22 protein-coding genes are annotated in these 26,204 nt (G+C 63.1%); 3 read left to right on the top strand and 19 right to left on the bottom strand.

From position 1 onward, the window contains the following. Positions 1-91: 91 nt before the first annotated feature. From GGD90_RS11195 to GGD90_RS11205, 3 genes are read left to right on the top strand one after another with little or no spacing between them, the layout of a single operon-like run. Positions 92-871 (top strand): glycosyltransferase family 2 protein, encoded by a 780-nt coding sequence (locus tag GGD90_RS11195; protein ID WP_153116981.1) that lies wholly within the window; start codon positions 92-94, stop codon positions 869-871. A 29-nt stretch (positions 872-900) separates the two neighbouring features. Further along, on the top strand, positions 901-1,656 hold the full coding sequence (locus tag GGD90_RS11200; protein ID WP_153116980.1) for an FkbM family methyltransferase: 756 nt from the start codon (positions 901-903) through the stop codon (positions 1,654-1,656). A gap of 25 nt (positions 1,657-1,681) precedes the next feature. Next, positions 1,682-2,893: a polysaccharide pyruvyl transferase family protein gene (locus GGD90_RS11205; RefSeq protein ID WP_184415127.1), complete on the top strand. Its 1,212-nt coding sequence runs from the start codon at positions 1,682-1,684 to the stop codon at positions 2,891-2,893. Positions 2,894-2,946: 53 nt separating this feature from the next. Here GGD90_RS11205 and GGD90_RS11210 read toward each other — a convergent pair whose 3' ends face one another. The 19 genes from GGD90_RS11210 to GGD90_RS11300 all read right to left on the bottom strand — a co-directional run bounded on the left by GGD90_RS11210 (position 2,947) and on the right by GGD90_RS11300 (position 26,176). Next, complete coding sequence (locus GGD90_RS11210) at positions 2,947-3,948, bottom strand: hypothetical protein (protein WP_153116978.1); 1,002 nt, start codon at positions 3,946-3,948, stop codon at positions 2,947-2,949. Positions 3,949-4,017: 69 nt separating this feature from the next. Continuing rightward, positions 4,018-5,007 carry a polysaccharide deacetylase family protein gene (locus GGD90_RS11215; RefSeq protein WP_153116977.1) on the bottom strand — a complete coding sequence of 330 codons (990 nt, stop codon included), beginning with the start codon at positions 5,005-5,007 and terminating at the stop codon, positions 4,018-4,020. Next, positions 5,004-6,284, bottom strand: a complete 1,281-nt coding sequence (locus GGD90_RS11220; RefSeq protein ID WP_153116976.1) for a putative O-glycosylation ligase, exosortase A system-associated — start codon at positions 6,282-6,284, stop codon at positions 5,004-5,006. The genes GGD90_RS11215 and GGD90_RS11220 overlap by 4 nt, the downstream gene beginning before the upstream one ends. Further along, positions 6,277-7,467 carry a glycosyltransferase gene (locus tag GGD90_RS11225; RefSeq protein WP_153116975.1) on the bottom strand — a complete coding sequence of 397 codons (1,191 nt, stop codon included), beginning with the start codon at positions 7,465-7,467 and terminating at the stop codon, positions 6,277-6,279. Before GGD90_RS11225 ends, GGD90_RS11220 begins: the two co-directional genes overlap by 8 nt. A 12-nt stretch (positions 7,468-7,479) precedes the next feature. Next, the gene (locus tag GGD90_RS11230; protein WP_153116974.1) at positions 7,480-8,694 is read right to left on the bottom strand and encodes a TIGR04063 family PEP-CTERM/XrtA system glycosyltransferase; all 1,215 of its coding nucleotides are present in this window, start codon (positions 8,692-8,694) and stop codon (positions 7,480-7,482) included. Next, complete coding sequence (locus tag GGD90_RS11235) at positions 8,694-10,601, bottom strand: XrtA/PEP-CTERM system amidotransferase (RefSeq protein ID WP_153116973.1); 1,908 nt, start codon at positions 10,599-10,601, stop codon at positions 8,694-8,696. The genes GGD90_RS11230 and GGD90_RS11235 overlap by 1 nt, the downstream gene beginning before the upstream one ends. A gap of 14 nt (positions 10,602-10,615) precedes the next feature. Beyond that, a complete protein-coding gene (locus GGD90_RS11240; protein ID WP_153116972.1) occupies positions 10,616-11,779 on the bottom strand; it encodes a TIGR03088 family PEP-CTERM/XrtA system glycosyltransferase in 1,164 nt (387 codons plus the stop codon). After that, positions 11,776-13,338, bottom strand: a complete 1,563-nt coding sequence (gene xrtA, locus GGD90_RS11245; RefSeq protein WP_153116971.1) for an exosortase A — start codon at positions 13,336-13,338, stop codon at positions 11,776-11,778. Before xrtA ends, GGD90_RS11240 begins: the two co-directional genes overlap by 4 nt. Then, entirely contained in the window at positions 13,335-14,567 is a 1,233-nt protein-coding gene (locus tag GGD90_RS11250; RefSeq protein ID WP_153116970.1) for a TIGR03087 family PEP-CTERM/XrtA system glycosyltransferase, read from the bottom strand. Before GGD90_RS11250 ends, xrtA begins: the two co-directional genes overlap by 4 nt. 6 nt (positions 14,568-14,573) lie before the next feature. Then, positions 14,574-15,608: a FemAB family XrtA/PEP-CTERM system-associated protein gene (locus GGD90_RS11255; RefSeq protein WP_184415129.1), complete on the bottom strand. Its 1,035-nt coding sequence runs from the start codon at positions 15,606-15,608 to the stop codon at positions 14,574-14,576. A gap of 6 nt (positions 15,609-15,614) precedes the next feature. Further along, the gene (locus tag GGD90_RS11260) at positions 15,615-16,445 is read right to left on the bottom strand and encodes an XrtA system polysaccharide deacetylase (RefSeq protein ID WP_153116968.1); all 831 of its coding nucleotides are present in this window, start codon (positions 16,443-16,445) and stop codon (positions 15,615-15,617) included. Positions 16,446-16,461: 16 nt separating this feature from the next. Continuing rightward, entirely contained in the window at positions 16,462-17,631 is a 1,170-nt protein-coding gene (gene wecB / locus GGD90_RS11265) for a non-hydrolyzing UDP-N-acetylglucosamine 2-epimerase (RefSeq protein ID WP_153116967.1), read from the bottom strand. Further along, complete coding sequence (locus tag GGD90_RS11270; protein WP_153116966.1) at positions 17,631-18,749, bottom strand: XrtA/PEP-CTERM system-associated ATPase; 1,119 nt, start codon at positions 18,747-18,749, stop codon at positions 17,631-17,633. The genes wecB and GGD90_RS11270 overlap by 1 nt, the downstream gene beginning before the upstream one ends. A 4-nt stretch (positions 18,750-18,753) precedes the next feature. After that, positions 18,754-20,385, bottom strand: a complete 1,632-nt coding sequence (locus GGD90_RS11275; RefSeq protein ID WP_184415131.1) for a TIGR03016 family PEP-CTERM system-associated outer membrane protein — start codon at positions 20,383-20,385, stop codon at positions 18,754-18,756. Continuing rightward, positions 20,375-21,352 (bottom strand): XrtA-associated tyrosine autokinase, encoded by a 978-nt coding sequence (locus GGD90_RS11280; protein WP_153116964.1) that lies wholly within the window; start codon positions 21,350-21,352, stop codon positions 20,375-20,377. The genes GGD90_RS11275 and GGD90_RS11280 overlap by 11 nt, the downstream gene beginning before the upstream one ends. Positions 21,353-21,361: 9 nt before the next feature. Next, positions 21,362-22,921: an XrtA system polysaccharide chain length determinant gene (locus GGD90_RS11285; RefSeq protein WP_153116963.1), complete on the bottom strand. Its 1,560-nt coding sequence runs from the start codon at positions 22,919-22,921 to the stop codon at positions 21,362-21,364. A 61-nt stretch (positions 22,922-22,982) separates the two neighbouring features. Beyond that, positions 22,983-23,600 carry an XrtA/PEP-CTERM system exopolysaccharide export protein gene (locus GGD90_RS11290; RefSeq protein ID WP_184415147.1) on the bottom strand — a complete coding sequence of 206 codons (618 nt, stop codon included), beginning with the start codon at positions 23,598-23,600 and terminating at the stop codon, positions 22,983-22,985. A 120-nt stretch (positions 23,601-23,720) separates the two neighbouring features. Continuing rightward, complete coding sequence (locus tag GGD90_RS11295) at positions 23,721-24,950, bottom strand: ABC transporter permease (RefSeq protein WP_228273737.1); 1,230 nt, start codon at positions 24,948-24,950, stop codon at positions 23,721-23,723. Continuing rightward, positions 24,947-26,176, bottom strand: a complete 1,230-nt coding sequence (locus GGD90_RS11300; protein ID WP_153116962.1) for an ABC transporter permease — start codon at positions 26,174-26,176, stop codon at positions 24,947-24,949. The genes GGD90_RS11295 and GGD90_RS11300 overlap by 4 nt, the downstream gene beginning before the upstream one ends. Positions 26,177-26,204: the final 28 nt, after the last annotated feature.

The following is a 26,204-nucleotide window of genomic DNA, read 5'->3' on the forward strand; positions in this document are numbered from 1 at the left end:
CTGCGTCCTGCCGTGTTGACGTCGGCATGGTCTGCTTGTCGCATGCCGTGTATGCTGAACGACTGATACGCCACCGGGCGAAGGTGCGTCAATGAACCCGTCCTTATCCTGCTACATCCTGACCTGCAACAGCGAGAGACGCTTGGCCGAGGTGCTCGATGCGGTCGTGCCACTGGCCGACGAGATCCTCGTTGTGGATTCGGGCAGCACGGATGCCACTCATAGCATCCTTGCGCGCTATCCTGTTCGCGTCTTGCACCGCGATTTCGACAATTTCCGCGATCAGCGTGTCTATGCCGAAGAGCATTGCACTTATCCGTGGATACTCTCGCTTGATTCGGACGAGGTGCTTTCGCCGCAACTGGTCGCGCGGATTCGCGACCTCAAGGCGCAGAGTTTTTCACTTGCCGACGGCAGCCATCCCGACGGTTTCAGCATTCGCCGCGACTGGTTCTTTCTCGGGCGGAAGGTGCGCAACTTCTACCCGGTGCGTACGCCCGACTACATCGTCCGCTTGTTCCGCAAGGACCGTATTTCGACCCGTGGCAGCCGCATCATCCATGAATCGGTGCGCGGCGAGCGGTGCACGCTCGTCAGCCTTGAGGAGCCGATTCTTCATTACACCTGCGATTCGGTCGACGACCTTTACGGCAAGGTCGGCCTGTACACCCGCCTGATGGCTGAAGACGCCGCGTCGCGCGGCGAACGCAGCTCCTGGCTCAGGCTGAACGTCTATCCCTGGCTGATCTGGGCTCGCTGGTATTTGCTCTACGGCTCCTGGCGCGACGGTGAGATCGGCCGCGTGTTGTGCCGATACATCCGGATTACCGTCTATCTCAAGTATTTGAAGCTCAGGTTCCGGGATGCTTGATTCCGGCGGCAGTTGCGGAGGAAGGTACGATGAAGCGGCAACTGGTACGCGGGCTTGAAGCTCTCCTGAGACGTTTCGGAATCGCGGTACTTCCCGAGTGGCGGCTCGGTTATGTCGGGCAGGAAACGTATCTGCGCAGCTTGTTTGCGCGTCTCTCGGTCGACTGCGTGATCGATGTCGGCGCCAATGTCGGCCAGTATCGCGATTTCCTGCGCGAGCGGGTCGGTTACGGCGGCTGGATTCTGTCGTTTGAGCCGGTGGCCGAGCATGTGGAACAGATGCGGGCGCGTGCCGGCGACGATGCGAAATGGCGGATTCTGGAGTACGCGCTGGGCGCCGAGCTCGGAGTGCTTCACTTCAACGTGATGCGCTCGTCGGTGTTCAGTTCGTTTCTGGTTCCCGACCACGCGCATACCACCGAATTCGTCGGACAGAACGAGGTGTCGCGCGTGGTCGAGGTCGAGATGCGCACACTTGACGAGTTGCTGCCGCCGCTGCTGGCGGAGACGGGGGCGCGTGCGCCCTACCTGAAACTGGACACCCAAGGCTTCGACATCGAAGTGGCACGGGGGGCGTGCACAAGTCTGGCTGCGATGGTGGCCTTGCAGACCGAGGCCTCGGTGACCCCGATCTATGCCGGCATGCCGGGGTATCGCGACAGCATCGATTATTTTGCCGCGCGGGGCTTCCGTCTGGGCGGCATCTTTCCGGTCCACCCGGATGCCGTGCTGGGCCTGGTGGAATTCGATTGCCACATGGTGAATGCCGGACGGGCAGGTACCTGACGACTCGATCACGGGAGGTAGGCGCATGTGCGGCGTGGCGTTGCTGGGTGCGTTTGACCGGTTCAACTACGGCGACCTGCTGTTTCCCGTGATCGCGAAGCGTGAATTTGCCGCCAACAGCCCGTTGGCCTGCGTGCGCACCTATGCGCTTGCACGCAGCGATCTGTCACGCTTCGGCGCCGAACCGACGCGATCGCTACGGACACTTCTGCAGCCCGGCAGTCTGGTCGAGGGCGACGCCGTGATCTTTGCCGGCGGCGGGACCATTGGCGCGCAGTGGAGCGCCATGCACGGCAATCTCCTCGGCCGTGGCGGCAATGTCATGCTCTATTATCTGCACCGCCTGCTTGGCGACGACGCCGTTCAGGCGCTGAGCCGTCAGCGCTTCGGTGGCTGCTCGGCATTGCCGTGGGTGATTGCTCCCGAGGACCTTCCGTTTCCCGTTCCTGTGGCCTATAACGCCGTCGGCGCTTCAGAGGTCGTCAATCTGTCGCCAGAGCTTCGTTCCCGCACGCTGGAGACACTCGGGCGTGCGAGCTACGTTTCCGTCCGCGACGCGACGAGCTACGCGCTGCTGGCGCCCGTCGAGGCGCAGGCGCCCTTGTTCATGGCGCCGGATTCGGCTGTTCTCATGTCCGAGCACTTTTCCGTCGACTGGCTGGCGGCGCGTGCGTCGCCAGCCTTGCTGGCACGCGTCGATGAGGCGCCCTACGTCTGTTTTCAGGCGGATGTTCGCTACGTGCGGCGACACCGGGAGGCGATCGTCGCCGCGCTCGGTGAGATTTACGGGCGTTACGGCTTGCCGGCAGCCCTGCTACCTATCGGCCGCTACGTGGGGCTTGAGGATCAGATCGCCCTGCGCGAACTGCATGCGCGCTTGAAAACGCCTTCCTTTCTCGTTGGCGGCCATGCGTCAATCTGGGAGACGATGCTCGTGATGGCGAAAGCCAGTTTGTTCATCGGAAGCAGCCTGCACGGCGCGGTTACCGCCCAGTCCTTTGCCGTGCCGCATCTAGGACTCGATGATCCGCGCCGACAGAAGCTGGGCCACTATCTGGCGACCTGGGACATCGCCGAACAGGCGCTCTGCATTGCCGTGCACGAAATGGCCGATCTGGCCGGCCAAGCGCTCGCCGTCGCCGACGAGGTACGCCAGTCGTTGAGACGGCACCTGATCGCACTCTCGCGCCGGAATTTCGAGCGCATGGCCGGCGCTTGTGCCATCGCCTGGGCGTGACGCGCGCTTGCCAAGTGCGCTGCAGGATGCGTCTTGCTACCGCGAAGGCGTAACTACTGCCGGGGCGCTGCGCTCCCGGGGAGCGGTTCAGCACTGACGGCTTCGGGGCCGCGTTGGGGATTGTCCACGGCGGAGCGCTTGCTCTCGAGGTTGCGCAGTGCCAGCGCCACCGCAATCGGGTTGACAAGCAGCAGGTGCAGGAACTCGGATCGCTTTTCACGCCGCCAGTTGTCTACGAGTTCGTTCACGCTGCGCGGTAAGGCGCCGACTGGCAGGCGCAGTTCGGAAAAGAGATGACGGACGGCATGGTTTTCGAGGGTTCCGCGCTGCTGGCGCAGTACTCTCAGCATCTGCGCATGCAGGTCGCGCCAGCGGAAGATGCTGCCGGTGGGGTTGGACCAACTGGCGTCGGCGCAGACATGGATGTTGCCTCTGGGGTCCCACGCGCAGGATTCGGGATGCAGCGAATACGCCAGCGCGGCACCGATGGTCGAATCAGTGCGGTACAGACCCAATGGTAGCTGGAAATCGATATGTCTGAGCGCTTCGATCGTCGCTCGGGGGAGTGCGAACAGATTGCCGTGGAGCCCGCCGTGGCTGAGGAGTTCCTCGCGTAGTAGCGCCGCGCTGCGCCCGACGCTCGGAACGCCGGTGGCGGCGAGCGCCGTCGGATGGGCGGAAAGTTCTGTGTCGATGCGTTGCAAGGCATCGGGGAAGGGCTGGACGTAGCCGTCGATGAAATACGTGATTTTGCTTCCTGGCCAAATTTTGGCGATGTACTGGTTCCACGCGTTCGCCTTGTCGCCGAGTCCGATTTCCCAGATGCGCAGGCACGCCCTGCCTGGAAGGCCGCAGCGCACCGGCAGGCGAGCTTCGTCGGCGAGCCTGCGCGCCAGGCCCGGGTTGCCGTTCACGACAACGTCGATGATCGCGTCTTCGCGACAGGCCGCGCCGACTGCGTGCAGGCAAGCGTTCAGCGTCTCCAGACTTTCCCGTGCCGTAAATATGGCGATTGTCCAGCGGGCGGAGTCGGGCGGCGGCAATTCCGGTTTCATTGGCTCGCTACCGCAGAATAACTTCCGGTCAAGCACATTCCCTCACCGGTACACCACACAGGCATGGGCTCAAGATCGCGCCCGCTGCGGCGTCGTGAAGGCGAGATTTCGCAGCATGCGTGTACCGAAGGCCCGGCGTTGCGTGTCCCACGCCGTGAATCGGGGTAACTGGAAGAGATCGTCGCCAGGGCGCGTGGTGCCCCACGCCGTGCTGAACGCGGCAGTGAATCCAGCATCGCGGACGATGGCGGCGTCCCTGGCGGTGTAGTCGAGGTCGGGTTTTCCATTGGGGTAAGCGAAGTAACGCACCGGTTCGCCGAGCAGGGTTTCGAGGAAGCTCTTGCTCGTACAGACCTCGGTGCGGGCGCTGCGTTCGTCCAGACGCGCGAGGATCGGATGGGTGGCAGTATGCGCGCCGATGCCCATTCCCGCATGCGCCATCGCTTTGACTTGTCCGCTGCTCATCATCAGATCGCCCGGACATTGCGTCCGGTTGCGCGCCGCGATGGCCGCCACCGCCTCGAGCCGGGATTCCGGCTCAAGGTACTTGAGTTGCTGCAGGAGGAAGTCGATGGCAGCCCGCCGCTCCGTCAGCGAGCGCGCGGGTAGCTGAACCGGGGCCGTCGCCGGTAGTCCGGGAACGTCGTCGAGGCGGATCGCGTCGGCGGACAGCGTACGCACGCTTTCAATGATCCGGTCGTTCCACATTGCACCGCCGTCGAGATGGCCGGTAGCGATGAAGAAGGTCGCCGGCAGTCCGTGCGCCTTGAGCAGTGGCAGGGCGACATCGTGATTGTCGGCATAACCGTCGTCGAAGGTGATCGCCGCTGCCCGCGCCGGCAAGCTGCCATCGATCAGACGGGGGATCGCCGCATCGAGTGGCAGGATCGTGAACCAGTCCTTCAGCCAGCCGAGCAGTTCCGAGAAACGGCGCGCGTCGGGTTCGTGGGGTTGCAACGGGTCGGGCTGTGCCAGCACGCGATGAAAGATCAGGATGCTCAGACGCGCCGATCGTCCGGGAGGCGAGACCAGCCGGAATGCCGTTCTCAACAGGTTCATGTGCTCCCTCCGGGGGTGGTGGCGGGCGGGGATGCGGTCTCCTTGCTCCAGCCCTCGCTTTGCACCCAGCGCCGGGCAAGCACCACCATGATCAGCAGGTTGTACGGCAGATCGAAGTACGCAAGGCTGAGGAAGGCGCCACCGACCGCGTAGCCGATCAGGCTGACCTGGCACATGGCGCCGAGTTCGGCTACCCAGCGCGTTTCCGGGCGTGCCCGTCCGCTCTTGCGCAGTTTGCCGGCCTGCCACCAGACCAATATCCACAGCGCGAGGAAGAGGGCGAGCCCGACGAAGCCGTGTTCGCCGAGCACCTGGAAGTAGATGCTGTGGGCGACCAGCACGCTATCCGGATTCGGCGCGTAGAGCGCATAGAGCGTGGCATTGTAGATTTCGAAACCGCCGCCGAAGAAACGGTCGCGCGCGAGGTTCCAGGTCATCGTCCAGGCGTTGATGCGCCCCATCGCCGAACCGTCATCCTGATATTCGGAGATGGTGTGCATGCGCGAGAACCACTCTTCGGGCATGAAGAAGTAGGCCGCCGCCGCCGCCGCGACGATGCTCAAGAGGATGCCTATCTGGCGGCCACCGAACCACCACAGCGCCATCGCCATCGCGCCGATTGCCAGCAGGGCGCCGCGCGAGTGGCTGCCCAGCGCCGCGGCGACGCACAGCAGCATGGCTGCGGTGAGGCCATAGCGGATCCATTTCGACTGGGTCTGCAGTTGCAGGAAACGCAACAGCGGCGTCACGATCACCAGCGCCAGCGCCAGTTCGTTGTTGCCTTCGATATAGGTGCCGGTCGGCCCCCAGACGCGGTAGGAACCGGCGGTCGCCAGCGTGAACAGCCCGCCCTTTATGCCGTAGAAGCCGACCGATGCGGCAACGACCCAGATGAAGGCGATCAACTGACGCTTGCTATGCAGCAGCACGATCGTCACCAGCACCATGAAGTCGATCTTCATCACCCGCTTCCACATCGTGAAGCTGTTATCGAAGTCGAAGGCCAGGGTGAGCGTGATCGTCATCCAGCACATGAACGCGATCAGTACCCACATTTCCGCGCTGATCTTGAAGTTGCGCGGCTCGCGGGTGAACAGCGCGGCGAGCAGGGTGGTTCCCGCCATGGTCGCGGCGACGGGCAGCGAACTCAGTTGCCAGGATAGCGCGTGCGGGTTCATCAGGCTGATCCAGGTCCAGCCGAGCACGCCGATCCACGGGCGGCGCAGGGCGATGAGACATAGCGCGACGATGATCGGCGCAATGATCAGGTCACGCATCGGCGATTTCCCGGAACAGCGCGAGTTGCGCGCGTGTCGTCGCGTCCCAGCTGAAGCCCTCGGCGTGCCGGCGCGTCGCCTCGCGCGCCGGCGGTTCGGCGCGCAGCGCTGCCCACCCCGCGCACAGGGCGTCGGCAGTGCGCGCCGCCATCAGCCTGCCGGCGGCCGGCGACGACACCACCTCGGGCGTTCCCCAGATGTCGGTGGCAACGACCGGCGTGCCGCAGGCCATCGATTCGAGCAGGACGTTGGCCCAGCCCTCGCGGCTGGAGCACAGGACCGTGGCGTCGGCGGCGCTGTACCACCATTTCAGCTCGGTGTTGGCGACCGCGCCGACCAGCCGCACGCGCGTCTCGAGACCATGCTGCCGGATCTGCCGCTCCAGCGCTGGGCGCTCCTCGCCCTCGCCGATCACGTAGAGCCGGGTATCGGCCGGCAGTTGACGCATCGCGTCGACGGCAAGGTGATGCCCCTTGCGCTCTACGAGGTGACCGACCGAGACGAGCGCCGGGCCGTCGTCGGCGATGCCGAGGTGGCGCCGAGCTTCAGTCCGGGCGACCGGCGAGAAGCGCTCCAGATCGACACCGTTGCGAAAGGTGCGCAGCCGGCAGCGGTCGGCGCCGAGTTCGGCCAGCCGGTCGCTGAGTGCCTGACAGACACCGATTGAAGCGCGTGCCTGCGCAGCGGTGGCCAGGATGAGTTGCCGCGGATAGGGGTAATCGGGAATCAGGTTCACGTCGGTGCCGCGCGCGGTGACGACGAAGGGCCGGCCGAGGCGAGCGGCGGCGATGCCGGCGGCGACGCCGTCCGGGTAGTAGTAGTGCGCATCGATCACGTCCGGGACGAAGCCTTCCGCGGCCAGGTGTCGCGCTTCGCCGAGGAAGGCGCGGGCGAGCGTGTGCGGAGCGAGGTTCATGCCGACGCGTGGTGGCAGGAAATAGCGCGGATGGCTGACGTCAATACCGTTGCGCCGCTCGTGCCGCGGCGTCGCGGCGTATCTGCCGTACTCGCCGAAGCGGGCGCCGGCAAAGGGAAACCAGGGCACCGGCGCGATCACGCGCGCCTCGACCTCGCCGCTGCCGAGCAGTTCGCGCAGGCGGGTCTCGACGAAGATGCCGTGCACCGGGCGCGCTGCGCTCGGGTACAGCGTGGACATCAGCAGGATCTTCAGCGGGCGGGGCATGCAGGCAGTGGATCAGTCGGCCGCGTGGCCGGTCAGGCGCTGGTAGGGCGCGACGTAAGCGGCAACACTGTTGCGCCAGTTGCGCACCTGCTCGACGAAATGCCGTCCGTTGGCCTTGAGCACGGGCCAGTGATCCTTGTCGTTCAGGAGTTGCAGTAGTGCCCCGGCCAGTGCCTTCGGGTCTCCGGCCGCGAACAGGATGCCGGTCTTGCCGTGCTCGATCAGCTCGCGATGACCGCCGACATCGGAGGCGACGAAGAGCTGCCCCTGTGCCATCGCTTCCAGCGGTTTGAGCGGTGTGACCAGTTCGGTCAAGCGCATGCGGTGGCGCGGGTAGGCGAGCACGTCGATCAGGTCGTAATAGCGATTGACCTCGCTGTGCGGCACCCGACCGGTGAACCTGACGTGATCGGCGAGACCGAGTCGCTCCACCTGCTGGCGCAGATTGCTTTCCTGCGGGCCGCCGCCGACGAGCAATACGCAGATGTCGGGCTGGCGGGCGATGAGCAAGGGCAGCGCATCGAGCAGCAGGTCGAGGCCTTCGTAGGCGTAGAAGGAGCCGACGAATCCGATCACCGTCTTGCCGGCAAGCCCCCATTTTTCGACCAGTGCCGGGTCGCGCGGGCTGGCGAGCGGGAAGGCGTCGACATCGACCGCGTTGGGGATCACCGTTACCTTGTCGGCCGCAATGCCGCGGGCAACGATATCGGCGCGCAGTCCTTCGCAGATGGTGAACACGTGATCGACCTGGCGCAGCGCACGCGTTTCGAGGCGGCGTGTGGCACGGTAACGCAGGCTGCCTTCGCGGGTGCTGCCATGGTCGACGGCGGCGTCCTCCCAGAAGGCGCGAATTTCATAGACGACGGGAATGCCGAGGCGGCGCGCAACCTTGATCGCCGGCAGCGCGTTGAGCACCGGCGAGTGCGCGTGGAGGATGTCCGGGCGTACCTCCCGCACCACTTCCTCGATGCGCGCTGCCAGTTGCTGCATCAGCGCCACTTCGCGCCCGAGCGGCAGGGCCGCCAGCGTGCCGCTGGCCAGCGGTGTACGGTAGAAGCGCAGCCCGTCCACTTCCTCAAGCGCCGCCGCCGTGGCGCCCTGTTTCGGCGAGGTGAGATGAAATGTCTCCCAGCCGAGCGCACGTTGCTCGCGCAGCAGCGCCGCGGTGCGGAAGGTGTAGCCGCTGTGCAGCGGGATCGAATGGTCGAGGATGTGCAGGACGCGCATCAGGCGGGTTCTCCTGCTTCCATGACATTGCGCAGGAAGGCTTCGAACATCAGCAGCGTCCAGATCGACGCGCTGTAGTCGCGGCTGCCGTTGTTGTGCGCGCTGACCAGATGCTGCAGATAGTCGCGGTTGAACCAGCCGCTGTCGGCGAGGCGCGCGCCGAGGATCGATTCCTGCACGCGCTGCTTGAGCGGGCCGCGGAACCAGCGCGCCAGCGGCACGGCAAAGCCCATCTTCGGGCGATAGAGTACGTCGTCGGGAAGCAAGGGTTCCATCGCCTTCTTGAGCAGGAACTTGCCTTCCTGGCCGCGAATTTTCCGCGTCGAATCGAGCGTCGCCAGCCATTCGACCAGTTCATGGTCCATCAATGGTTCGCGTACTTCGAGCGAGTGCGCCATGCTGGCGCGATCGACCTTGGTGTTGATGTCGCCGACCAGATAGGTTTTCAGGTCGAGGTACTGGATCAGCGCCAGCGGGTCGTCGGTGCCGGCGCGTGCCGCGTGACGGGCGAAGACCTCGCTGACGTCGTAACCGCCGAGCGCCGATTTGAAGCGGGCGCTGAACAGCTGCTCGCGCATCGGGGCGCGCAGGATCGAGATCGAGTGCAGGTAGGCTTCGACCGAAGTGCGCGCCATGCCTTCGAAAGTGGTCTTGGCGCGGAACATGCGCGGCGCCCAGTCGGCCTTCGGGTAGAGCGCGCCGAGTGCGCCGAAGAGCGGACGGCGCAGGCCGAGCGGCAGCGCGGCGCGCATCTTTTCTTCCATCAGGTGCAGGCGGTAGCGGCGATAGCCACCGAAGCTCTCGTCGCCGCCGTCGCCCGAGAGCGCAACGGTGACGTGCTTGCGCGCCAGCTGGCAGACGCGGTAAGTCGGGATCGCCGAGCTATCGGCGTAAGGCTCGTCGTAGAGCCGCGCCAGCGTGTCGATCAGGTCGAAGTCGTCGCTTTCGACGATATCGAGGTGATGGTTGGTCTGGTAGCGGTCGGCGACCCTCCGGGCAAACTCGGATTCGTTGAAGGCCGGGTCGGAGAAGCCGATCGAGCAGGTGTTGACCGGCGAGTCCGACAGTCCGGCCATCAGCGCGACGACGGCGCTCGAATCGACGCCGCCGGAGAGGAAAGCGCCGAGCGGGACTTCGGAAATCATGCGCAGGCGGATCGATTCTTTCAGCCGCGCCGTCAATTCCTCGCAGGCATCTTCGTCGCTGATCGGGTTGTCGAGCGTGAAGCGCACATCCCAGTATTCGCGCGGCTCGCCCAACGGCTGGCCGCGGCGTAGCAGCAAGGTATGCGCCGGTGGCAGCTTCCTTGCCTGCTTGAAGATCGCACGTGGCTCGGCGACGTAGCCGAGCGCGAAATACTCCTCGACGGCGCAGGGGTCGATTTCGCGGCGCAGCCCACCGTGCGCGAGCAGCGATTTGAGCTCGGAACCGAACAGGAAGCTGCCGTCGTCGAGCAGCGCGTAGTACAGCGGCTTGACACCGAGCCGGTCGCGGGCGAGGAACAGCGTGTCGCGGTTCCGATCCCACAGCGCAAAGGCAAACATGCCACGGAAGCGCTCGACGCAGGCTTCACCCCAGGCTTCCCAGGCATGCACGATGACTTCGGTGTCGCTGCGCGTGTGGAAGCGGTGGCCGAGTGCCAGCAGCTCCGGGATCAGTTCCTGATAGTTGTAGATTTCGCCGTTGAACACGACGCAGACGCTGCCGTCCTCGTTGTAGAGCGGCTGCTGGCCGGTGGACAGGTCGATGATCGACAGCCGCCGATGGCCGAGACCGAGCCCCGGCTCGACATGCACGCCACCTTCCACCGGGCCACGGTGATGCTGCGATTCGTTCATGCGATGGAGCACCGCGCGATCGATGTCGCGCTTGCCGCGGGTGTCAAAGATTCCGGTGATTCCGCACATTCGTTTCTTTCCTGTCAGCGCGCCTGGCTGGCACCTGGACGGTGCAGGAGTCTGTCGTAGGTGTCCTGGTAACGCTCGACCATGGCCTGCATGCTGAAATTCTGTTCGACGCGCCGGCGTCCGGCCAGCCCCATATGCCTGGCCTGCTCCGGCCGGCTGGCCAGACGGACGATCTCTCGGGCCATGGCCTCGTCGTCGCTCGGCGGAACGATTTCGCCCGTTTCGCCAGCGGCAATGAGGTCGGCGTTGCCGCCAACGTCGGTGGCAACGACCGGCAGCGCCGAGGCCATCGCTTCGAGAATGGTATTCGAGATGCCCTCGGCCAGCGAGGGAAGAACGAAGCAGTCGAGTCCGCGCATCACCGCGTCGACGTCGCTGCGCTCGCCGGGCAGCCAGGCCAGTTCGCCGACGCCAGCGGCGTCGAGCAGCTGGCGGCATTCGTCACGTAGCGGCCCGTCGCCGACCATCACCAGCCGGGCGCGCTCGGCCAGTGCCGGCTCGATCTGCAGCGCGCGGATGAAGGCGCGCGCCAGTGCCGGCTGATTCTTCACCGTCTGCATGCGGCCGACGGTGCCGACGAGCCAGTGCTGCGGACGCGCGAAGGGGCAGTCCGCCGCCACCCGATCGGGTTCGCCGGGATGGAAACGCTGCGAGTCGACACCGTTATAAACTTGGAGCACCTTGTTTCCCGGGACACGGATGATATCGGTGAGATAGTCGGCAAGGTCGCGGGAGAGCGCGAGGTAATAGCTCACGAAGGGACGGTAAAAACGGCGTACACGCTGGTAGGTGCGGTTCGAGCCGTCTAGATCGCCGACATCGCGGCCATGCTCGCCATGAATGCGCACCGGAACGCCGGCAGCCCAGGCGGGAAGTTGAACTTCCAGCGCCGCCAGATTGCGGCTATGCACGATGGCCGGGCGTAGCTCGCGGAACAGACGGTAGAGCCTGGGAAAGAGCCAGATACCGTGGCCCGGCGCCTTGCGCAAGGAGATGAACTGCACATCGTCGCGCCGGATTCGCTGACGAAAGTCGGTGACTTCGGTCAGTGCGATCACCGCGTGCCGGTAGCGCTCGGCCGGCATGTGGTTGATCAGGTTGACGATGCCGTTTTCCAGTCCGCCGGTATCGAAGCGGTACATCACATGAGCGACGAGCGGGCGCGGATCCTGTTTCATCGGCTGTCGCGGGTGCTGGCGAGTTGCTTGGCGATGGCTGCAGCGGCGTCACGGGCAAAGGCCGGCAAAGCTTCGTCAGCGATGTCTTTGGGGGCGTAGAGCATGACCACAGCCGAATCGTCGCCATTGCCGCGCAGGCGGGAGAGTGCGGTGTACAGCTTGGCTGCAAGGTCCGAGCTGGTCAGCTGGCCGTTGATCCAGTACCACTGCCAGACGATGAGCCGCGTTTCTGGGGTGGTATCCCGGCCGAGCAGTTCGGCGGTGCGCACGCTTGCCGGCAGGCCATCAAACCGGGTCGCGCTTTGCCTGCGCGCCGTGACCGACCAGACAGGATCGGTACTCACGGCGAAAGTGTTGGTCGAGGTGACCAGCTTGCTCTGGTAGTCCTGATGGCGGTAGTAGCCGATATAGACGCCGACCCTGCTGCCTTCGCGTTCGAAGGCAGTCAGCGTCTCGGCCGAAGGATTGGCATAGGCAGGTTTCCAGCTGGCGAAAGAAGTCGTTGCACTCCAGCCACTAGGTGGCGGCAGGCTGGCAAGTTGTGGAGAGCTCGCCTGATCAGCGCGGTCGATTGCGAAGAAAGCAAACGGGCCGGCAGCAGCGAGCAGGGCAATGCCGAATGCCGCCAGCCATGCCTGAATACGGCCAACGGGATGGCGATTGCTCGCCGTCATGGCAAATTCCCCGGCCGCCACGGCTGCCGGTGACTCGGCCCAGCGGGCGCCGATCATGAACATGATGACGATGACGATGCCAAAGAACACCCAGCCATAGATCAGGTGATCGACCCCGGCCGCCAGTTTGTTACCGGACAGGTGTCCGAGCATCACGATCAGGTAAGCGCGCAGCCAGTTGGCGGCAACCGGAACGATCAGCGAGGCGGCGATGAAAGCGACGCGGCGACGCCAGGAAACGTAGTTGAGATAAGCGAACAGCGTGCCGACGGTGATCGATGCAATGATGTAGCGCACACCGCTGCACGCTTCGATGACCGACCAGTTGCCGGAAGGAATGACAAATTGCAGCCCTTCCTGATAGACCGGGATGCCGCTGGCGCGCAGGGCGAAGACGGTAAAGCTTGCTGTCCACTCCATCAGCTGCGGTAGCAGGAAATCGCCGAAAGGCACCGCGAAGAACAGGAAGGCGAGTGGAAAGGCGATGCGCTTGCTGACCGCCGTGCCGAGCAAGGCGAGGATGGCAAATACCAGCGTTCCGACCAGCATGAACTGGGTGAGGGCGTTGACGGCGGTCAGTTCGCCGAGCAGCCAGAGGAAGCTTGTTCCGGCAACGGGAAGGGCAAGCAGTATCGAGGCCCGCGTTTGCTCGGCGAGGACTTCCTCGCGCTGCCGCCAGATCAGCCAGCAGGTGATCGGCGGAACGAGGAAGGCGTGCATGTAGGTGTCCGAGCGCGCCCAGATTTCGACCATTGCCAGCGCCGTGTCGCGGTAGCAGAACAGTATCCAGCCGATGATGGCAATCAGCAGCGGCAGCGACTGCCGCCAGGATGGCGAAAGCCCTGGCGAAGACGGAGAAAGCGCGTCGGGCGAAGTGGTGCTCATGGTGGCGAGGGTTTCTCCGGCGACGGCAGGTAAGGGTCAATCCGGCTCAGGTGCGCTTCCCAGCTATAGCGGGCGACAACGCGCGCACGCGCCGCTTCGCCGATGGCGGTGGCGCGATCCGGGCTGGCCAGCAGCGCATCGATCGCGGCGATGAAGTCGGCCGCACTGCTGGCACTGATCAGTTCCGGAGCTTTGCCTTCTGCCGGTTCGCAGACGGCGTCGACCACTGCCGCGCATTCGCTGCTGGCGATGACCGGGCGGGCCATCGCCATGGCTTCGAGAATCTTGTTCTGGATGCCGCGGGCGACGCGCAGCGGGGCGACAACGACCGCGGCGTGCTGCAGGTAGGGGCGGACATCGGGAACGGTGCCGGTGACGCGCACGTGCTCGCCGGCCAGCGCCAGTACCTCGGCAGTCGGACTGCGACCGACGATGACGAAGCGCACTTGCGGCCGCCGCTGGCGCAGGCCGGGCAGCACCTCGCGGGCGAACCAGCTGACGGCATCGACATTCGGCCAGTAATCCATCGCGCCGGTAAAGACCACCGGCAGTTCGTCGGCAGCGAAGGGGCTGGCGCGGGCCGGGTCGGGCGCAAAATAGTCGGCATCGACACCGTTGCCGACGGCTTCGACGCGCAGGCTGCATTCGGGCGCGAGCGCGGTGAACAAGGCAACTTCGGCTTCAGTGACGAAGAACGAGCGCGCGGCGCGCATCGCCATTTCGCGTTCGTAGGCGAGCAGGAACTCACCTTCGCGCCGGTACAGCGCTGACATCGGCCAGCGGTGATTCGGTGCGTACTGCGTCCATTTGGCCGAGTCGACGTCGACGAAGTCGATGAGGATCGGCAGGCGGTTCATGCCTTCGACGTATTGCGCCATCGCCGACGAGAAGATCACTGCCGCGTCAATCGCCTGCTGCTGGCAGACGCTGTCGACCCAGTACTGCAAGGCGGCGTCGCGGTAGTAGCGCAGCGTCAGCGGGTCGCCGCCGAGCAGGCCGTTGAGACTGCGCAGGCGCGCCAAGCGCGGATTGAGGTGCGCGACATGGAGATCGGCACACAGACTGCGCAGGTAGGCGATGTGCGGCTCGTCTTCCGGGTCGTCGATGAAGGTGCCGAGAAAGACGCGGTGTTGCGTCAGCAGATGCTTGAGCAGGTGCCACGAGCGGACCTTGTCGCCCTTGTTCGGTGGGTAGGGCAGGCGATGGACGAGGTAGAGGATGTTGGCCATCGTGCCTTACCCGAGATTGCGCACGATGTGCGGCCCGAGCCGGTTGGCAAGGCCGATCGGCAGGCGGCGCCAGGCTGCGATGAACAGCCGGTACTTGGCGTTGTTGGGATTGTTCTGCGGGATGCTGTCACGCTTGTACAGGCAGTATTCGTAGTGCAGCGGCTGCGCCTCGAAGCCCCAGTTCTTCTTGAACGCGTAGGTGCCGGTGCCCTGCTTGCTGCGTCCGTAGTCGAAGACCTTGAGGCCGCGTTCGCAGGAGCGGCGCAGCAGCTCCCAGTACTTGAAATCGTTGGCGGCGAGGTGGCGGGCGCTTTCGTCGTCGCCGGCGTAGTAGGGCAGCACTTCATCGCGGAAGTAGAAGGAGAGCACGCTGCTGAGCAGGCGGCCGTCGGCATCGGTGACGGTGAGTACCTCGCAGTCGTCGCCGAAGGTGCGTAGCAGTGTATCGAAGTAATGTTTCGGCATCGCCGGCGTGCCGTGGCGATGCACGTTGTCGGCGAAAAGCTTGAAGAAACGGTCGGCGTTGCTGTCGATGTGGCTGACGAGGCCGTTCTTGATCCCCTTGCGCACCATGGCGCGCTGCTTGCGCGGGATGGTCTGCATGTTGGCGTCGATCTCGGGCAGGATTTCCTTGCGGAAGGTGACGTAGAGGTCCTGTGTTGGCCAGTCGGTATGGCGCGGCTGGACGTTGCGGAATTCAAGGTGATCGACGCCGAGTTTCTGCGCCAGCCGCTGCGCCTCGCCTTCAAGCGCGCTGGCGGCGGCGGGGTTGCTGGCGGCGACGCCGCCGTATACGGCAAAGGGCAGTGCGACCAGCGCGTTGCCGAAGAGCAGGCTATTGACGTGTGCCAGCGGCAGCACGCCCTCGATCTCGCCCGCCTCTTCGGCGAAAAGGAAGTAGGTCGGGTGCCGGAAAACCGAGCGCAGAATGTCCTGCCAGGCGGCGCGATGAAAGAAGGTGGCGTCGGCGCAGGCGAAGACGAATTCGTCCCAGCGCTTGGCGCTTGCCGCGTCGGCAGGGTCGAGTTGCCTGATGATCATCGGCACTCAGTTCCGGCCGAGGAAAAGTTCGTCCATCCGGCCCCAGGAAAAATCGGCGATCAACCGGTGCAGACGCTGCTCCATGCGGTCGATATTGACGTAGTGGCGGAAGCGGGTCTTGGCGCTGATGCCAGCGACGCGCGGCTGCGCCGGATCGATTTCCCACGGATGGAAGTAGAAGACGGCCGGCAAGCCGTCCACCGCGTTGACGCGCCCGATCAGCCAGCGTGACAGCCCGTAGGGCATCAGCCGGAAATAGCCACCGCCGCTCGCCGGCCAGTTGCGGTTGAAGAAGCGCAGCGTCGTCGCCGGGATTTCGAGCAGGCCACCGATCCGGTGCGCGTGACGCGGCGCGTCGGGCATGCCGTAGTGGTCGTGGCGGATCGGGTAGATGCTTGAACTGTAACGATAGCCGGCGCGCTCGAGGCATTCGAAGGCCCACAGGTTCTTTTCACCGATCGAGAAACTCGGCGCGCGGTAGCCACTGACTGCGCAAGCGGCAAGGTCTTCGAGGATCAGCTTGGCAATCCGGACATCGGAAAAGAAAGCTTCCGGCGTCTGCTCGCTGGCGCGCTCGTGGCCGTAGCCATGACTGGCGATCTCGTGACCGCCGGCGACGATGCGTTTGACGACTTGCGGGTAACGCTCGGCGACCCAGCCAAGGGTAAAGAAGGTGGCATGCGTGCCGTGCTCGTCGAGCATGGCAAGAATGCGATCGACGTTGCGCTCGATGCGGCACTCGCGCAGCGCCCATTCGCTGCGCGGGATATGCGGCGCAAATGCCGAAACCTGGAAGTAGTCTTCGACATCGATGGTGAGCGCATTGCTGATCGGCATCGGGCGCTTTGGGCTCTCAGTAAGCTGCTTGCTGCCGGGCGAGCAGCCAGCCCGCGAGGTCGGCGGCGATGCGCTCGGCGGCATGACCGTCCCAGAGTTCCGGGATGCGGCCGCTCTTGCCCTGGCCGGCGAGCGTCGCCTGCGCGTGCCGGCGGATGGCGTCGATGTCGGTGCCGACCATGGTATTGGTTCCCTGATCGACGGTGATCGGGCGCTCGGTGTTTTCGCGAAGGGTGAGGCAGGGAATGCCGAGCGCCGTCGTCTCTTCCTGCAGACCGCCCGAGTCGGTGAGGACGATGCGCGCCCCGGCCAGCAGGCCAAGCATTTCCAGATAGCCCTGCGGCGGCAGGACGATGATGCGTGGCGTGTCGAGCAGCGCTGAGAGGCCGAAGCGTTCGATGTTGCCGCGCGTGCGCGGGTGCATGGCAAAGACCAGCGGCAGCGAGTCGGCGATCTCGCGCAGCACGCCAAGCAGCGAGGCGAGTACGTCGGCGTGGTCGACATTCGACGGCCGGTGCAGGGTGACGACGCCGTAGCCGGCCGATCCGGCGAGCAGCGCCGGGTCGGCGGCAAAGGCACTGACGGTCGCCGCCGGCGCGCGTGCCAGCGCGCGGTTGCTGAGCAGCGAGTCGATCATCACGTTGCCGACGAAGCTGATGCGGTCGGCAGCAATGCCTTCGCGCGCCAGATTGGCGGCGGCACTGCGTTCCGTCGTGTACAGCCGGTCGGCAATCTGGTCGGTGAGAACGCGGTTGATCTCTTCGGGCATGCGGCGATCATAGCTGCGCAGACCCGCCTCGACATGCACGACCGGAACGCCTTTCTTGACAGCAACCAGGGTGCAGGCCAGCGTCGAATTGACGTCGCCGACGACGAGCACGCACGAGGGCTTTTTTTCGTCGACTACCGGCTCAAAGCGGCGCATCACTTCGGCGGTCTGCACGGCATGCGAGCCGGAGCCGACGCCGAGATTGATGTCCGGCTGCGGCAGGCGCAGGTCCTCGAACAGCCGGTCGTTCATGTCCTTGTCGTAGTGCTGGCCGGTGTGCACGAGCAGCTCCGGGATCGCAGGCGAATGCGCGGCAAAGGCGCGCAGGATCGGCGCCATTTTCATGAAATTGGGGCGGGCGCCGACGATGCAGATCACCGGGCCAAGCCCGAGAGGCCATTGCCATTGTGCCGTCATCAGGTTTTTTTCTTTGCGGAGTGCAGCGGGATGGGCTGCGGCGGCTCGTTGCCGGCCGACAGCTGACTGCCGTTTTCGACCAGTTGCTGCAGCAGGTTCAGCGTGGCGGTGTTGATCCGCTCGATCTGCAACAGGCTGCGCTCGAGCCGGCGCAGACGTTCGCCGAATTGCTGCACGTTGAGGCTGGCGAGGACTGCGGCCGGGTTGTCCATCGCCGCGTCTTCATTCGGCGCCAAACGCGGCAGCGACCTGCCATTGGGCGCATCGGCTGACAGATTCCCGGGCTCGGGCGTGAACGTCGCCCCCATCGTTTCTTCCTGGATTTCGTGAGCGACTTCTTCAACCGCCTGCGCGTCGAAGTCGGTCTTGCCGTTCAGGAAACCCGAGAGCAGAAGACGGTCGCAAACGGCGTTGATACGCCGCGGGATGCCGCCGCTCGCCTTGAAGATGGCGTCAAAGGCTGCGGGCTGGATATGCGGCAGTCCGGTCGAACCCGCGCATTTCAGCCGATGCTCGATATACGAGCGCGTGTCCTCGGCGTCGAGTGGCGCGATGTGGCAGGCGGCGATCACGCGTTGCCGGAACTGCATCATGTGCGGGCTCTGCAGCATCTGCCGGAACTCGGGCTGACCGATCAGGAAGCTCTGCAGCAGCGCGTGGTTGCCAAACTGGAAGTTCGACAGCATGCGCAACTCTTCCACAGCCCGCGACGTCAGGTTCTGCGCTTCATCGACAACCAGCAGGCAGCGCTTGCCCTTGGTCGTCATGCTGATGAGGAAGGCTTCCAGAGACATCAGCACATCTGCTTTGGAGACGCCGCGCGTGCGCAAGCCGAAAGCGGCACCGACCAGTTGCAGCGTGTCTTCCGCGTCCAGTTGGGTGCTCACCAGATGAGCAGCGAAGACCTTGTCCTGATCGAGATTGTCGAGCATGCCACGCACGATGGTCGTCTTGCCCGCACCGACTTCGCCGGTGACGACGATGAAGCCCTCATGCTGGTGCATGCCGTAGTCGAGATAGGCTGCCGCTCGCCGGTGCTGCTTGCTCCCGTAATAGAAAGCGGGATCGGGGTTGAGCTGGAAGGGCTTGTGGGTCAAGCCATAGAAAGCGGTGTACATGGGCTCAGTAGACGAAGTTGACGGAACCGATGACAGCGTTTTCGCTGTAGGGGCTGGTGTTGCTTGCGGAGACTGAGCGCCGGGCGTTGACGACTCCGGTAGTCTTGGCGCCGAGTTTGGTCGAGAAGCCGAGTTGATAGAGCGTCGTCGTGGTTTTCAGATCGGTCGTGCCACCGCTGCCAATGCTCTCCTGGCGCGAAACCAGCGCATTGAGGGTTGATACTTCGCTGAGGCGATGCGAGAGGTTCAGGCTCAGGCCTCGTTGCTGAATCAGCGAATTGTTGCTGAGATCGTCATGAATATTGATGTCGGCAGCGGCGAGCAGTGACTGGCTCTCGCTGCGGTTGGCCAGCAGCGTCAGCGTGTTGCGTGTTCCGGTCAGGGCCAATGCCAGTTGCTGCCGTCGCTGCAGCGTGGCGCGTGAGCTCAGGAATCCGATGTTGTATTGGTTCAGGCCAGCCAGCATGTTCCTTACGAACGCGTCGCGTTGCGGACCTTTAATGTCCGGGCGGAAGTTGGGATCTTCATAAAACCGGTTGTAGAAATCGCTATAAAGGGTTTCAGCATTAACCGTCGCAAACTGGTTGGGAAGAACCGAAACGTCCTTGGTGTCGGTATAGCTGATGCTGCTCAGCGGGAAACGATGGCTGAAGCTGAAGTTGTGGCCATCACCAAAGAAGCGTTTTTCCTTGAACATCGAGAGCTTGGTACGCTCGGTCGGCGTCCAGTCGAAACCGAAGCCATGCGTGTTGTGGCTTTCCTGCTCAGCCGACGCATAGTTGTTCGCTTCGCGACCGCCGCTCAGCGATACGCGGAAATCGGGAAGTACGGAATATGTCCCGATGGCGCGGAGAAGATCGGCGTCGGTCTTGCGCCCACTGCTGTATTCAGTGCTCTGCTGGTTGCCGTCGACGGTCCACTTCAGCTTCTGGAAAGGCGTGCTGCCGCGCAGTTGCCCGGTCCATTGCGAGAGATCGACGTTGGAAGCAAGGGCGGTATCAGCACGAGTCGTTGATGCGTTGTAGCGCAACTGGTATTCCGCCGCCCCACCGATCTGGCCGCGAATATAGGGTGACACGCGATAGGTGGACGTCTCGGTGCTGTTGCTGTTGATGCTGGTCGTCGAGGTTGATTGCGGGCCGAATGCAGAGATGGATTGCTGGGCAATCATTCCGCTGACGTCAACGAAAAGCCAGTTGTCGATGGCTTCAAGGGTGGAAAAGGTGTTCAGTGCGTTTTGCGTCCGGCCGTAGTCGGAGTGTTGCAAGTAGTAGCTCTGGTTGGCGGTATAGTCGAAATAGCCCTTGAGACGAGCAGTCTTGGCCTCAATCCGAATGCCGGGTGCGATCTGGGTGATTTGGTCGCTTTGTTTTTGGCTTCCGGTTGCACCCAAGCCAATGTTCACATTGTCGGTGAGCGTTTCTGTCAGTGAAATTCGCGGTTTGATCAGCCAGGCTGGTTGCAGGCGGCTTCCATCGCTGACGGCATCGGCGATTAGTGACGCGCTGCTCGCCGCTGTCGGGTTCGCTGTTGTTCCGCCTGTAACGCCTGAAGTCGACTGGGCGAAAGATGCCGCACTCAGCAGCAGCAAAAGGGCAGCTGGGAACAGGGGGGCAGTAGACCGCCTATTTTTCATGGCCGTATCCGTAGCCATAACCGTAGCCATAACCATACCCGTCGCTCGCCGCCTGACGCGCTTGGTTGAGCATCATCATCTTCACCGGACATGCGTCAATCATCGCGAGAGCCTGCTTGACCGCCGCTTGCGGCGTGTTTTCGGCCTGAACGACAACGACAATCTGCCCCATGTGCGTGGCGAGCGTGCGTGCCTCAGTGGTCAGCAACAGCGGTGGTGAGTCGAAAATGATGATCCGGTCGCTGTAGCGGCTGGCCATGTCCTCGAGCAATCGAACCATCGCGTCACTGGCGAGTAGTTCCGTTGCGCGGCCATGTTGGGTGCCGCTCGGCAGGATTGACAGCTTTTCGACGTTGGTACGCAGCAACACGCCGGAAATGTCGAGCGAGTTCTTGTCGACGACATCAAGCAGACCGGGCGCTGGCGGCAGGCCGAGCGTATTGAGGACCGACGGCCGGGCGACGTCGGCATCGACTAGCATCACCGTGCTGTCGAGTTCCATGGCGATGCTGATCGCCAGATTGATGGCGGTTGACGTCTTGCCTTCGCCCTGCACAGCACTGGTGATCATGATCAGGTTGCCGTTCGCGATGGGCGTTTCACCCTTGCCCATGGCGTTGGCAATCAGCGGCCGTTTGATGACGCGGAAGGCGCCGGCCAATTCGCTGCGCGTCGCCTGCGGCACCAGCAGTCCAGCGGCGGCCATGGCTTCGAGGTTGATGTCGACGCGCTTGCTGCTGGAGACGTGATTCTCGCTGGCTGGCGATGTCGCCGAGCCTGATTCCGCTTTCTGCTTCTCCTGAAGCGTCGGGGGAGAAGCCGCTGTTTCTTTCAGTACATCTGGCGTCGGTTTAGGACTCTTCTTTTCGCCGGCGGGTACTGCCAACGGACCCTGCTCGTCGGGCAGTTCCACGCCGGCCTGGCGAAGCTGTTCGAGGCGCTTGGCTGCTTGTTCAATCAGACTCATTGATCAACCTCAGGCAGCTTGTTGGGTGAGTAAAGAGAGGGCAGCAATGCCGACTCCATAAGCGGCGATCAGTCCGACGACGGCAAGCAGGAAGCGCCGAATACTGGCGCGCTCCTTGAGACGACGCGTTTCGTTCGGAATGAGCCAGACCGTACCAAGGAGTGGCAGGCCGGTGGCATCGCGTAGCGATTTGCCGTCGAAGAACACCGGTCGCAATTGGCTGGCGACGAAAGCGGCAAACATGCCGGCTGCCAGTGCGGCTAGCAAGCCGCCAGGCAGCAGGAGCAGGCGATTCGGCGACGCGGGCTTGTTCGATGCGCGTGGGGGGTCAATCAGACGAAAATCGGCGATTGATCCCGCCGAATCGAGGTTTCCTGAGAGCTCTGCCGATTCACGACGTGACACCAGTTGTTCGTAATTGCGCTTGTCGATTTCATAATCGCGATTGAGTTGCGAAAACTCTGCTTCTACCTCCGGCTGAGTTCGCATCATCGTCGTCGTGCGTTTGTAGCGAGACTCGTATTCAGCAACCCGGGCCTGCAGCGATGCAACGCTGGCCTCGGATTCCGCCAAGGAAACCTTGAGTTGCTGATAGACGGGGTTGTTGCTGACCGAAGAGCCAGGATTAGCGGCGGCGAACTTCTTGCGCGCGAGCAGTTCCTGCCGCTTCTGTTCTTCAAGATCCTTGATCAGGCGGCGCGTACCGAGCACATCCGGGTGTTTTTCCGTGTAGCGCTGCAGCAGGTTGTCGAGGTTACGCTTCTGCGTGTCGATGCGGCCGTCGATCTCGGGCAGAGAAACGCCGGCGTCGGCGCCCGGCGATTCGGGCAGGAGTACCGGTTCTTCGCCTGCGATTTGTCGGCGAAGTGCATCGCGTGATTGCTCGGCTTCGCGTAGCGCCAGCCGCGATCGGTTCAATTCAGTTGTTAATTCCGAAAGACGATCAATGCTGCTTTTGCCTTCGCCGGTTTGCAACTCGATGTTGCGCAGCTTGAACTCTTTCAGGCGATTCTCGGCGTCGGCGAGCTTCTTTTCGTAGCCGCGGATCTGCTCTTCGATGAATTTCCGCGCTGAATCCGAGTCCTCGCGTTTGTCTCCGAGGCTTGATTCGACGAAGATCGACACAAGTGCCTGAACGACTCGCTGTGCCTTGGCCGGATCGGTGTCGCGATACGACAGCGTGTACAGGTTGTCGCGACCAACGCTCTGGATTTTCAGCGTGGAAGTCAGTTCGTCGATCAGCGCTTCCTGCGCGGCCTTGCTCTTGATATTGAGGTCGAGGTCGGCCATGCGCACCAGTTTCTCGACATTGGGCCGGCTGATCAGCGTCCGGCTCAACATCATCACCTGTTGTTCGACGTTCGGTTGAACGGTGAGACCCGAAAGAAGCGGTTTCAGGATCGACTGCGTGTCCACGAAGATGCGCGCTGACGCTTCGTAACGGTCGGGAATGCGCAGGATCACGCCGGCGGCGATGGCGCCGACCACCCATGCGACCAGTACGCCGAGATGGCGATGCTTCCAGGCCGCGCGCAGGATGGCCAATGCTTGGCGAAGGATGTCTTCCATCGATGGATCCAGGCTTGTCAGCGCTCCGGCTCATGCCGCAGCGGTCGACGTTTTGAGATGATCAGAACCAGCTTTGCGGGATGACGAGGACGTCGCCCGGTTTCATCTCGACGTTGGCCGAGACGTCGCCGCGCTTGACGAGGTCCTTGAGACGAACGCTGTACTGCGCATTGTTTTCTGCGGTGCGCAGGATCGTCGCGCCATTACCGTCGGCGAAATCGGTGATGCCGCCGACGGCGATCATCACGTCGAGCAGCGTCATCTTCTGCTTGTAAGCCAGTATCTGTGGCTTGGCGGCGGCGCCGATGACGCGGATCTGCTCGCTGTAAGGGCCGACAAAACCGGTGACGATGACGGTGACGACCGGGTCACGGATGAAGTTGCCGAGTTCCTTCTCGATATCGCGCGCGAGGCTGCTAGGGTTCTTGCCCATCGCGTCGAGGTCGTCAATCAGCGGAGCAGAAATCTTGCCGTCGGGACGCACGGGAACAGACATCGAGAGTTCCGGGTTGCGCCAGACGACGATGTTCAGATTGTCGCCAGGACCGATCTTGTAGTTGTAGTCGGCGGAAGCAGCTGCTGTCGGCGCTGGCGGGAAGCTGGCGCAACCGGCAAACATGACGGCTGCAGCAGCGATCATGAGCCATTGAGTAGTAGATTTGACGCTCTCGCGGATCATGCTCATGTTTCTCCCCTCATTCAGGTCGCAGGCCGACCTAGCCGAAAATTCGATAACTCGGAAGCATAAAGAAAGCGTGCGGAGGATACCGCGAAACGGTTTCCGTTTTTGTGTCGAATGTCACACGCCATGACGAAGGGCTTCGACGATCTCCAGACGGGCGGCGCGGCGGGCGGGAAGGGCAGTCGCCAGTAAGGTTGCGATGAAACCGATCATCCCGGCGGCAGCGATTTCAAGCGGGACGATGCGGATCAGCGCGGTGTAGCCAAGATTCGCATTCGGTGGCGGTGGCATGGGAATGCCGATCGCCGAGATGCCCAGCGCTGCTCCGCAACCGACGGCCATGCCGAGCGTGGCGCCGAACAGGCCAAGGCAAAGACTCTCGATCATGATCAGCTTGAAGATTGTTCTCGACCTGTCGCCCAGAGCCAGCATGGTGCCGAACTCGCGAGTACGTTCGAAAAGTGTCATGTTAACGCTGTTGACCACGCTGAGCAGCACCATCAGCAGAATAATCAGGCGCAGAACGCCAAATTGCCGGTCGTAAAGATCTACGGTCTTTTCATAAAAATCAGATAGTTCGTTCCATGTCGTGATTTCGAGGCCGGCACCGGAAAAGCCTTGTTTCAGTGCGGCTGCGGTGGCTGCCGTATCTTCGGTGTGTTCGAGCATCACCACGATGAGATGCGCAGCAGGCGTATCCATCAAACTCTTTGCTGCTGCCAACGGGATGCGCACTGCACGGGCGTCGAAATCCTTGGAAAAACTCTGGAAAATGCCGACCAGTTCAAAATCGAGCGTATTGACGGCACCCTCGGCAAGGGTCATGACCAGAGTGATGCGGTCGCCAACCTTCAATCCAAGTGCGCGCGCGACGCCTTGGCCGACGACAATTCCGTCCTGGTCGCTGTTCTTGAGCGCCCGCCCTGCAACGAAGTGCAGATAAGTGCCCATTTGGGCTTCGGCATCGGGTTCGACGCCTTCGCCGATGATGCCGAGATCGCGTCGCCCATTGTTCAGCAAGCCCCTGAAGCCAAGGCGCGCCATCGCAGTATCGATTCCCGGTGCAGCTTCCATGATCGCGCTCTTGAGCCGATCGGGATTCTCGATCAGATACTGTTCGGGAGCGCGATTTTTCCCCTCGCTGTAGCCTTGCCGGGTGATCTGGATATGGCCGGTTTGCGAGTGGATGATTGCTTCGCCGAGCTGGATGAAAATATCCTGCACGAAACCGCTGGCAAGAATCAGCCCGGCAACACCAATCGTGATCGCCGTCAGCGTCGCCAGCGAACGGGCGCGCTGGCGGACGATGTTGCGCAAGGCGAGAGAGAGCAGACTGCCGGCCATCATTGATTGCAGCGCAGCGCGTCGACAATGTTCATGCGGCTGGCTTTCCAGGCTGGAACCACGCTGGCGAGCAGTGTGGTGACGAGTGCCAGAATCATTCCGTCAAGCGCGAGTGAGCCACTCACCAGTATCTGCCCGGTATAGCCGCGGGCCATCCCGGGCGGTGGTGGCATCGGGATGCCGATGGCGGAAATTGCTTCGCCGAGACCATACGCCAAGGCGACGCCGATCGCGCCACCGGCGGCGCCGATGAGGACGCCTTCGAGCAGAAACAGTCGCATGATGCCTTTACGGCGCAGACCGATGGCCAGGCTGGTGCCGATTTCAGTGGTTCGCTCCAGTACGCTCATCGTCTGCGTGTTGGAGATGGTCAGAATGATGATCAGGCCGATGATGACTTTCACGACATCGACCTGCCGCGAGAACAGAACGACCGTCTTGTTATAGAAGTCGGCCAGTTCGCTCCAGGGGACGATCTGGAAATCCTTTTCAGGCAGTCCGGAGCGGATGGTGGCGATGCTCTGCCCGGTCAGTTCGGTTCTGTCGAGCAGGGCAACCCACGACGTTGCGCCATCGACACGCATCAGCTTGCGGGCGACGTCTATCGGCATACGCAAGGCGTTGTCGTCGAAGTCTTTAGTGATCGTGGCAAAGGTGCCAGCGACTTTCACTTCGACCGCGTTGGGGCTGCCGTTGGCTGCCGTCGCCAGAATGACCACCGTATCGCCGGTGTTTGCGCCGACATTGCGGGCAAGGCCTTCGCCAAGAATCACGGCGGCTTCCTTGGCGCCTTGCAGTTCGCGGCCGCTGGTCATGGTGATGCGACTGCTGATCGGTTTCTCTGCGACGGGATCGATGCCTTCGCCGATGAACGGAACACTCGTATCGCCCAGACTGATCAGCCCGCTGAAGGCAAGGCGCGGCGTCAGGCTGCGTACGCCGGGCGTTTTTTCGATCAGGTTTTGCGCTTCAGACTTTCCTGGCAACAGGAACGAGTAGGGGTCGGAGATACCCTTTTCGAAATAGGCCGGACGAACGATCTGGATGTGTCCGAGTTGCGAATGGATCGTCGCTTCGCGCATGTCCTGGAAAACCCAGGCAATGAAGCCGCCAGCGAGCACATAGGCGATGACACCGCCGGCAACCGTCATCACCGCAACGAAACTTCTCTTGGTGTTGCGCCTCAGGTTGCGCGTCGCTATGGTGAATTCGGACGCAAGTTCAGTCATTGGCGGCGACTTGCCATTCAGGGTAAGG

The sequence above is a fragment of the Rhodocyclus tenuis genome, from assembly GCF_014197755.1.
Classification (GTDB): Bacteria; Pseudomonadota; Gammaproteobacteria; order Burkholderiales; family Rhodocyclaceae; genus Rhodocyclus; species Rhodocyclus tenuis.

What these genes read in the sequence shown, in the direction of transcription:
- GGD90_RS11195 (WP_153116981.1), top strand. Translation starts at nt 92, where the DNA reads ATGAACCCGTCCTTATCCTGCTACATCCTGACCTGCAACAGCGAGAGA.
- GGD90_RS11200 (WP_153116980.1), top strand. Translation starts at nt 901, where the DNA reads ATGAAGCGGCAACTGGTACGCGGGCTTGAAGCTCTCCTGAGACGTTTC.
- GGD90_RS11205 (WP_184415127.1), top strand. Translation starts at nt 1,682, where the DNA reads ATGTGCGGCGTGGCGTTGCTGGGTGCGTTTGACCGGTTCAACTACGGC.
- GGD90_RS11210 (WP_153116978.1), bottom strand. Translation starts at nt 3,948, where the DNA reads ATGAAACCGGAATTGCCGCCGCCCGACTCCGCCCGCTGGACAATCGCC.
- GGD90_RS11215 (WP_153116977.1), bottom strand. Translation starts at nt 5,007, where the DNA reads ATGAACCTGTTGAGAACGGCATTCCGGCTGGTCTCGCCTCCCGGACGA.
- GGD90_RS11220 (WP_153116976.1), bottom strand. Translation starts at nt 6,284, where the DNA reads ATGCGTGACCTGATCATTGCGCCGATCATCGTCGCGCTATGTCTCATC.
- GGD90_RS11225 (WP_153116975.1), bottom strand. Translation starts at nt 7,467, where the DNA reads ATGCCCCGCCCGCTGAAGATCCTGCTGATGTCCACGCTGTACCCGAGC.
- GGD90_RS11230 (WP_153116974.1), bottom strand. Translation starts at nt 8,694, where the DNA reads ATGCGCGTCCTGCACATCCTCGACCATTCGATCCCGCTGCACAGCGGC.
- GGD90_RS11235 (WP_153116973.1), bottom strand. Translation starts at nt 10,601, where the DNA reads ATGTGCGGAATCACCGGAATCTTTGACACCCGCGGCAAGCGCGACATC.
- GGD90_RS11240 (WP_153116972.1), bottom strand. Translation starts at nt 11,779, where the DNA reads ATGAAACAGGATCCGCGCCCGCTCGTCGCTCATGTGATGTACCGCTTC.
- xrtA (WP_153116971.1), bottom strand. Translation starts at nt 13,338, where the DNA reads ATGAGCACCACTTCGCCCGACGCGCTTTCTCCGTCTTCGCCAGGGCTT.
- GGD90_RS11250 (WP_153116970.1), bottom strand. Translation starts at nt 14,567, where the DNA reads ATGGCCAACATCCTCTACCTCGTCCATCGCCTGCCCTACCCACCGAAC.
- GGD90_RS11255 (WP_184415129.1), bottom strand. Translation starts at nt 15,608, where the DNA reads ATGATCATCAGGCAACTCGACCCTGCCGACGCGGCAAGCGCCAAGCGC.
- GGD90_RS11260 (WP_153116968.1), bottom strand. Translation starts at nt 16,445, where the DNA reads ATGCCGATCAGCAATGCGCTCACCATCGATGTCGAAGACTACTTCCAG.
- wecB (WP_153116967.1), bottom strand. Translation starts at nt 17,631, where the DNA reads ATGACGGCACAATGGCAATGGCCTCTCGGGCTTGGCCCGGTGATCTGC.
- GGD90_RS11270 (WP_153116966.1), bottom strand. Translation starts at nt 18,749, where the DNA reads ATGTACACCGCTTTCTATGGCTTGACCCACAAGCCCTTCCAGCTCAAC.
- GGD90_RS11275 (WP_184415131.1), bottom strand. Translation starts at nt 20,385, where the DNA reads ATGAAAAATAGGCGGTCTACTGCCCCCCTGTTCCCAGCTGCCCTTTTG.
- GGD90_RS11280 (WP_153116964.1), bottom strand. Translation starts at nt 21,352, where the DNA reads ATGAGTCTGATTGAACAAGCAGCCAAGCGCCTCGAACAGCTTCGCCAG.
- GGD90_RS11285 (WP_153116963.1), bottom strand. Translation starts at nt 22,921, where the DNA reads ATGGAAGACATCCTTCGCCAAGCATTGGCCATCCTGCGCGCGGCCTGG.
- GGD90_RS11290 (WP_184415147.1), bottom strand. Translation starts at nt 23,600, where the DNA reads ATGATCCGCGAGAGCGTCAAATCTACTACTCAATGGCTCATGATCGCT.
- GGD90_RS11295 (WP_228273737.1), bottom strand. Translation starts at nt 24,950, where the DNA reads ATGATGGCCGGCAGTCTGCTCTCTCTCGCCTTGCGCAACATCGTCCGC.
- GGD90_RS11300 (WP_153116962.1), bottom strand. Translation starts at nt 26,176, where the DNA reads ATGACTGAACTTGCGTCCGAATTCACCATAGCGACGCGCAACCTGAGG.